Source organism: Lentimicrobium sp. S6, from assembly GCF_013166635.1.
GTDB lineage: Bacteria > Bacteroidota > Bacteroidia > Bacteroidales > UBA12170 > UBA12170.
Genome location: NZ_JABKBZ010000123.1, coordinates 1 through 7,783 on the forward strand (window position 1 = coordinate 1; position 7,783 = coordinate 7,783).

The window sequence follows — 7,783 nt, forward strand, 5'->3', positions numbered from 1 at the left end:
TAATAGTAAAAATTAAAGGGGAAATGATCGAAAAACAAGAGTATATAACACGTTAGAAATACAAATAATAGATAAAAAGCTAAAAAAACTGTCCATTTAAGGAATCCTTACGTTATGCAACGGTCTTTTAACACTTACAAGCGCTATCTGTTGTCCAATTTATAGATAGGTTTCTCCTAATGAACATTATTTTCCTTGAAAACGAAATGAAGCAGAATGATGACTTTTCAAAAATTATAGTTCTTCAAATATCTTAAACACATATTCACGCTTTCTGGAACTCACCGGAACGGTGCTACCATCTGACATCAGGATATAACCTCCATCAGATTTTTCAAAGCTATTGATATAATCTAAATTGATTAAATGAGACTGATGTGTTCTGATAAACCCGAATTCGCTAAGCATCACATCGTAGTCCTTCAATCCCTTACTCACTAAAATCTTTTTCCCATCCCTTAGAAAAAACTCCGTATAACCTTTGTCAGCTTCGCAACGGATGATATCATAGACTTTAATTAAATGTATACTTTCAGCGGTCTTTAGAACTATTTTTTTATGTTCTGACAGACTGTCTTTAATATGTGAAAGATAGGCATCGAATTTCAATTGAAAATCCTCTTTTTCGTGAGAAACAATCACCTGATTAACTGCTGCAATAAATTCTTGAGGATTAACGGGCTTCATGAGATAGTCTATAGCTGCAAATTTGAAGGCTTTTACAGCATACTCATCATAAGCAGTAATAAAGATAATATGAAAGCTTATTTCTCCTATTTCATTCAACAAATCGAAAGCAGAACCATCCTCTAATTGAATATCGAGGAAAACCAAATCGGGTTTTAATTCTTGAATAATTATTTTAGCAGTGGCCACACCACTAGCTTGTCCAACAATTTCAACTTCCTTAAAACTCATCTGACATAATTGAGAAATTGATTCTCTAGCATTCTTTTCATCATCAACAATCAGTGCTTTTATCATGACTCCTCCTATTCCATTTTTAGATTCATTGGTATTTTAATCTCAACTCGAGTACCTCGACCATAATTTCCAATATCTTTTAAATCAGAAATTTCCAGTTGAATATTGGACTTATATACTTTATTCAACACCGCTATTCTGTCTTTAGTAATTTTAGTAGCCAAAGACTTGTATTTTCGATTTTTCTGTTCTTTTTCTCTAATACTCGCATTAATCCCTATTCCATTGTCTTGACATATCAGAACAATTCTATTGTCTATCAATCTGAACCCTACCTGAATCAAACCCTTTGATTTCATTCCTTTAAAACCGTGCTCAATGCTGTTTTCAATAAATGGCTGAGCCAACATAGGTGGAATTAACATGTCTTCTAAATCCAGGTTTTCATCCGCTTCAATTTCATAATCAAATTTTTCGCCAAACCTTAACTTTTGAAGATCAAGATACTGATTAAGTGTTTTCACTTCAGTATGCAATGTAATTAAATCTTGCCGAGAGTTATTTAATATCATCCTTACCAAATCAGAAAAATTAGACAAATAAGTGGCCGCTTCTATGGGTTCATTTTTGAAAATAAAACTTTGAATAGCCCCTAAGCTGTTAAATATAAAATGAGGATTCATTTGAGAACGCAAAAACCTTTGTTCCAAGGATGCCGCTTTGTTTTGAAGTTTGAGCTCCCGAATTCGATAGATAACAATCATCACGATCACAAAAATAAACAATAAAGAAATTAAAGCATAAAACCACCATTGTTGGTAAAAACGAGGCAATATGAGTACGGTAATGCTTTTACCATGTTCGTTCCAGATGCCATTATTATTAGACCCTTTAAGCTTAAACACATAGGTGCCTGGATCTAAGTTAGAATACGAAATAGCCCTGTTTATAGAATTGGTTTGAATCCAAGTATCGTCGACACCTTCTAATTTATACTGATACTTATTATCTGAAGGACTGTTATAATCTAATGAAGCAAATCTAAAAGAAATATGGTTTTCATCAGGTTTAATAATAACGGTATCCAACTCACTTAAGTCTTTAAAAACCTGATTATCTTGAACTCTGAATTCGGTAATAACCACAGGAGGTATATAATGATTGGATTCTAAGCTATCAGGATGAAAAACAGCAAAACCATCTTGAGTTCCAAATGCCATTCTTCCATCTTGTAGTTGAATAATAGCAGAAGTTAAGTCCATACTGGGCAAACCATTTGCTGGTGTATAGGTTGTGAAACTTTGCTCTGGAATGGAAAAACAGCTCAAGCCTTTTTCAGTACTTATCCAAAGTTGGCCATGGTTATCCTCAGCCATACCTCTTAAATTATTGGAGGGCAAACCATCTTTTTTAGTATAATGAGTAAAACCATCTAATGAGTCAGAATAGAGGTTCAAGCCAGTAGCTCCACTCCAGTTTCTACCTTTGCTATCTGTAAAAATAAAATTGACAGTTTCACCCCAATAGGCATCCTCTATAAACTCATTTGAAACATAATTTTTTAAGCTATGACTTTCAGCATCCCATTTTGCTATCCCAGTAGATGTGGTTCCTAGCCAGTATTCCCCATCATCCGCTTTTGAAATTGCTGTTAATAGATGTACAGGATATCGCATAAATGAGAGTTCCCTTTCCCTGTTATAAAAGGTTTTCTTATTTATCTCATCGTAAATTAAATATCCCTTATTGCTTAGTAAATAATAATATTGATCTTTTTGCATCATTTCATGAAAAACTAAAGCAGATAATTCAGTATTGGGCTTAACAGTGCTGATGAGCATAATATTCTGAGTGTGACCTGTATCATTTAATCTAGCTTGCCAAAGCATATGTTTACTTAACCATAATATTCCTTCTGGTTTCCACAAGAAAGCCTGAATCTTTTCTGTTAATTCTATTCTTCCCTCTGATTTACCTTTTATTATAATACTACTTCCAACAGCAAAAGCAATCTTATCATGCTCAATTTCTTGTAAACTTACTATTCTATGGGAATACCTAGAGGAGTCTATTCTTTGGAAACTTCGGTTAAACTGATATAAATTCTTTCCCCTAGAAATCCATATACGATCTAAGGTGATGAGCAACTGTGCCTGTCCACCCCCATTTAAATTCATTTCTATATAATTCCATTCACCACTTCTTCTGTTGTAAACAGCCAAAGTATGCTCCAATAAAAACCAAACTGACTCATCAATTTTTGCCATGGTTAAGACAGACTGGTTTTGCATCTCCTTAGGGAATTCTTTATGGAATTTGAGACACTGATGATCAAATGCAAATAGGCCCTTCCGGTTGGCAAAGTATGTCTGACGATCAGCTCTCAGCACTTTGGTGATGGTATCAAAATAGGGGACTTTCATATTCACATAATTATAAGCTTGCATCTTCTGCAAACCTGGGTAACTAGGCTTTTCATTATGAAAAAGATTCTTAAGATGAATCATTTCAGTTTTGCTCTTTAACGTCACATCTAGTTGCCCATTTATCCCACCAAACCAAGTAACAGAATCCTCCTCAAAACTAATAGTACTTATATATTTTTCATTGGGGATAACGACCAAATCTGCTCCTAAAACATCTATTTCACTTTTATCCTTTTGAATTCCATACAAACCATAACCTCCCCACACTGCCATTACTATATTTTGTTTCCGATCTTCTAGTACTTGATGATACCAATCAGTGTAAGTACTGGCATTATTAATGGTATAAGACTGTACTTCATTTGTTTTTATATTCAATTTATCAAGCCCTAAACCAGACCACTGGGAAACCCAAAGGTTTTCTGATGAATCAAAATACAAATGGCTAATATGACTAGAAAGCAATGAACTTTTGGTTTTCCCTTTCTTATATTCACCTATGACCCCTTTTTTAAAATCAAAAGCATTTAGGCCTTCGCTATCGGTACCTACCCACAATATTCCATCTTTATCTTCAGCTAAAGCAGTTACTTTTCTTCCAGAAACGCTTCTTTCCTCCCCTGGAATATGAAAATAATGAGTGAAATTATGATTCTTAGGGCTATAAAGACTTAGCCCACCATTAGTGGCCACCCAAACCACTCCAGACATATCTTCCATTATTTTATTCACATGATCATTACTCAAAGCATTGGGATTATTAACATTAGCCGAGACATGAATAAACTCATTGGTATTAGGATTGTACTTGGTGATGCCATTGCCTTTTCCGAACCACAATGTTTGATTTTTATCTTCATAAATACAAAATGTGGAACCTCTCATAAACAATTCGAATTGTTTGTTCTCTCTATCAAATTTATAAGCCCCATCGAGACCACAGACCCAAAATTGATCTTTAGAATCTATAAAATAAAAAGATACATCATTAGCTCTCTTTTGAAATCCCCCCCCATACTCATTAGCGTTTATAACATCGAATTCTTTTGTGTTCACATTAAAACGATGCACATTTAGTCCTCTTCCTCCAATCCATAAAATAGAATCATTTTCCTTGAGCATAGTGTGATAGTGATAATATTCTTGAGAAATCCCTTGGTGCTTATAGTGCTTTATTTGCTCTGTCCTTACATTGAATTGATGCAAATGACCATCTACTGTTTCAATCCACAAAACTCCTTTTTCATCGGCTAGCAACTTCCTAATATGGTCGTTTTGCAAACCATTATGATTTTTTTTATCACTAAAATAATGAATGAAAACATCTTTGGTTCTGTCATATCTATTGAGCCCAAAACTAGTACCAATCCACAAATCCCCATAAATATCTTCAGTTATTGAAGTAATAAGATTTGAGGAAATGGAAGTACTATCCGTTGGAATATTCTTAAACACTAAGAATTCATAACCATCGTAGCGATTTAGTCCATCGGTAGTTGCAATCCAAATGAAGCCATATCTATCCTGAATAATATCAAGAATACGATTATCTGAAAGCCCATCTTTTGCACTCAGTTTATCAAACTTTGTCTGAAAATCTTCATTCAACTCCACCACTTGAGTTTGAGCCTGATTCAGTCCCCAAAGGCAAAGCATTATAAAGAGCAGAGTTTTAAACTTCATTGATCAAGTATATTATTTTATGGTATTAAACAAGAATACGATAATGAGGTAAAAATAATGAAAACCTTCAAATATCGTATTCTTTATCATTAATTAATAGAATTTAATAGATTTAGAATGCGGGATACTGTACAAGAATAGTTGCCTTATGTTGACAAGGTGGATTCTGACTATTCGATTTGGTGAAATCAGTTTTCAAAATCATCATTTTGGCATACGTTCCATCCTTAAGTTTGATTATCACAACTTTATTCATGTCCATTACATCGCAATCCGTAAACGATTTCCCATCGCTTAAATATCCTGTTGAAGGAGCCGTAGTTACGGCATCCATATTGGTATAATTGGTCACTAACCAATTACCACAAACCCCAACATCTTCTGTACACCATGGTTCAACCATAATATCAGCATTTTGGTGATCGCCATGAATCTTACCTGTCTTAAAACTATAGCAACTTTCAGAACCAGCACTTGTTAATACAATTTTTTTAGCACTTGAATTTTGACTAGCAGAAGAACCTCCTGTGGCTGTTCCCCATGCACTCGTACTCGAAGAGCCGGCAGATGAAGAACCTGGAACCACATCAAATCTAAACTCATTTTCGTATTGTCCATCCATATAATACTCTACCCAATACTGACCTTCTGGCCATCCAGCATCTGGCTTACTTAAACTAAAATTAGATTCTCCACCTTCCTGATTTGGAAAATCAAATGTACTAGATACAATAGTCATTTTATCACTAGAACCTGGTGCATAATAGTGCCAGTTTACTTTTATTTGATGCCCATTTCCATTCCCATTCCACTTAAATACCGAAATGACCTGAGGCGTGTTTTTATAAAACTTTGTGGAAGAGCTTTTTAAATTAGACTTAGAGCCTGGCTGTAATTCTTCTCCTAATTTAAAGGACTGATGATTGAGGCTAAAATTAGAGGAGAAGTTTGAATTAGAGCTGTTAGGATTAATGTTCTTTCCATTGCTATTTCCATTATTCGAAGAATTTCCTTTACTTCCTGGAGGCACAATAACAAATCCAGCTTCAGCATTACTGGCTGGTTTCTTTATCTCAAAATCGATGCGTCTTTGTTTTTGACCTTGAAAATCAATTTGGACGAAATATCTACCTACTTTGAATCCTCCAGATGGTTTAATAATATTGGCATAACCATAGCCCTGCGCATCAGCAGGTAGCGTGTAAGATTTACTAGCACCCGTTATTTCTTGGCCATTATAATACCATTTTACGGTCATGGTCTTACCCACAGCCTTTCCTTCCCAATCCCAAATAACATATATCTTATCTTGATTAGATTGGAACTCTTCAGCTTCCTGTTGAGGTAGGATATCATAATTTGAGGTCAAACTCTTTCCCAACTTCATATTGGTAATTTTAAATGAGGGAGGTATTACTACCCGCTTAGAAGTGCTTGAAGCAGAAATGGTAGTAAAAGTATTAAGTACCTCATCACCAATTCCACTGTATTGATTGTATAATCTAGTTTCTATCATGGTCCATAAAACATAGCCAAAACCATTTTTTACTGCATAAAAAGTTCCAATTCCCACCTCTAATCCATTCACTGTCATTGTGTATCCAGCAAACTTACCAGGGGTATTGTTTAAAGTATAATCCTCAAAAGCCACTCGATTGGCACTGGGTAAATATTGACTTTCGAAATACTGAGCAATAGCATCGGGAGTCACACTGGCATCAGCCTTAAATGCCCTAACTTCTAGAAATATATTATTACTAGGATGAACAAAATCATAAATCTTGTCGGTACCTTCTGTCTTGGTTTCTCTAGTCCAATCTGATGGAACATTTATCTTAAAACCAAAACCATTATCCACAACCCATTGAGCTGATAACAAACTAGATATAAAAATTAATAGTATAAAAATAGTTGCCTTTTTCATTGTTTTACATTTAAATTGATGAATAAAGTTAAAACAATGCGATTCTTAAATACTCAATAATACTTATCTGCTCCGATCAATCTGATAATTGTTTCTCAGCATGACATATTTGTTATTTTGATTTATAAGAAATGTAAAGAGGTCAAATTCTTCTTAGTCATGACACAGAAATCAATTATCTATTCATCTGATACGTTTCTTCACCAAATGAGCTCATATATATATCTTAAGCCGAACATTGGGTCTCTTGGTTGTATTTTCGAAGAAACAATGGACAATGAAACTCAAAATCCTTCTTCTTTCTATCATGTGTTTGCTGCTGTTTCAGGGTAATAGCTGCACCAATGAATTTAAAGGACATGAAGGGGAACTTTCGACAGAAGAATTGTGGTGGAATGGATTAAATGATACATGGAAAGAATTATGCTTAAGGGAAAGTGGGCATTTAGGAGAGCAAATAAACACCGAAATACTGAATGAAATTTTAAACCTTGAGGGATTTAGTCTTGATTTTTACCCCATTGACAAAAACAACTTAAAACCACTTGAAATGCTTGTCCATCTCAAACAAGTTTCTGCTGGAAATACTCAGGTAACTGATTTATCCTCCTTAGGAAAGCTTCCATTACTCACTTATATAAACATCCCTAATACGCCAATTCATGATTTGACTCCTCTAAGAAATTTAAAAAACCTAGAAACCTGAGTTCGGTTTTTAACTATCTGAAATTCAGTTGTTAATGGTGATATTTTTGACCATAAAATTAGGAGATTTCATGAGTATTTATTATCTTTGTGACTGATAATCAAACAATTAACAATAAAA

Annotated in this window: 4 protein-coding genes; 1 reads left to right on the forward strand and 3 read right to left on the reverse strand. The window is 34.3% G+C overall.

Annotation, left to right across the window (positions count from 1 at the left end; all coding sequences use genetic code 11):
- Positions 1 to 234: 234 nt before the first annotated feature.
- From HNS40_RS21255 to HNS40_RS21265, 3 genes are all read right to left on the reverse strand, one after another.
- Complete coding sequence (locus HNS40_RS21255) at positions 235 to 984, reverse strand: LytTR family DNA-binding domain-containing protein (RefSeq protein ID WP_172284730.1); 750 nt, start codon at positions 982 to 984, stop codon at positions 235 to 237.
- An 8-nt stretch (positions 985 to 992) separates the two neighbouring features.
- The gene (locus HNS40_RS21260) at positions 993 to 5,033 is read right to left on the reverse strand and encodes a two-component regulator propeller domain-containing protein (protein ID WP_172284731.1); all 4,041 of its coding nucleotides are present in this window, start codon (positions 5,031 to 5,033) and stop codon (positions 993 to 995) included.
- Positions 5,034 to 5,145: 112 nt separating this feature from the next.
- Complete coding sequence (locus tag HNS40_RS21265; protein ID WP_172284732.1) at positions 5,146 to 6,957, reverse strand: hypothetical protein; 1,812 nt, start codon at positions 6,955 to 6,957, stop codon at positions 5,146 to 5,148.
- A gap of 277 nt (positions 6,958 to 7,234) precedes the next feature.
- Between HNS40_RS21265 and HNS40_RS21270 the strand changes: the two genes are divergently transcribed.
- The gene (locus HNS40_RS21270) at positions 7,235 to 7,663 is read left to right on the forward strand and encodes a leucine-rich repeat domain-containing protein (RefSeq protein WP_172284733.1); all 429 of its coding nucleotides are present in this window, start codon (positions 7,235 to 7,237) and stop codon (positions 7,661 to 7,663) included.
- Positions 7,664 to 7,783 lie beyond the last annotated feature (120 nt).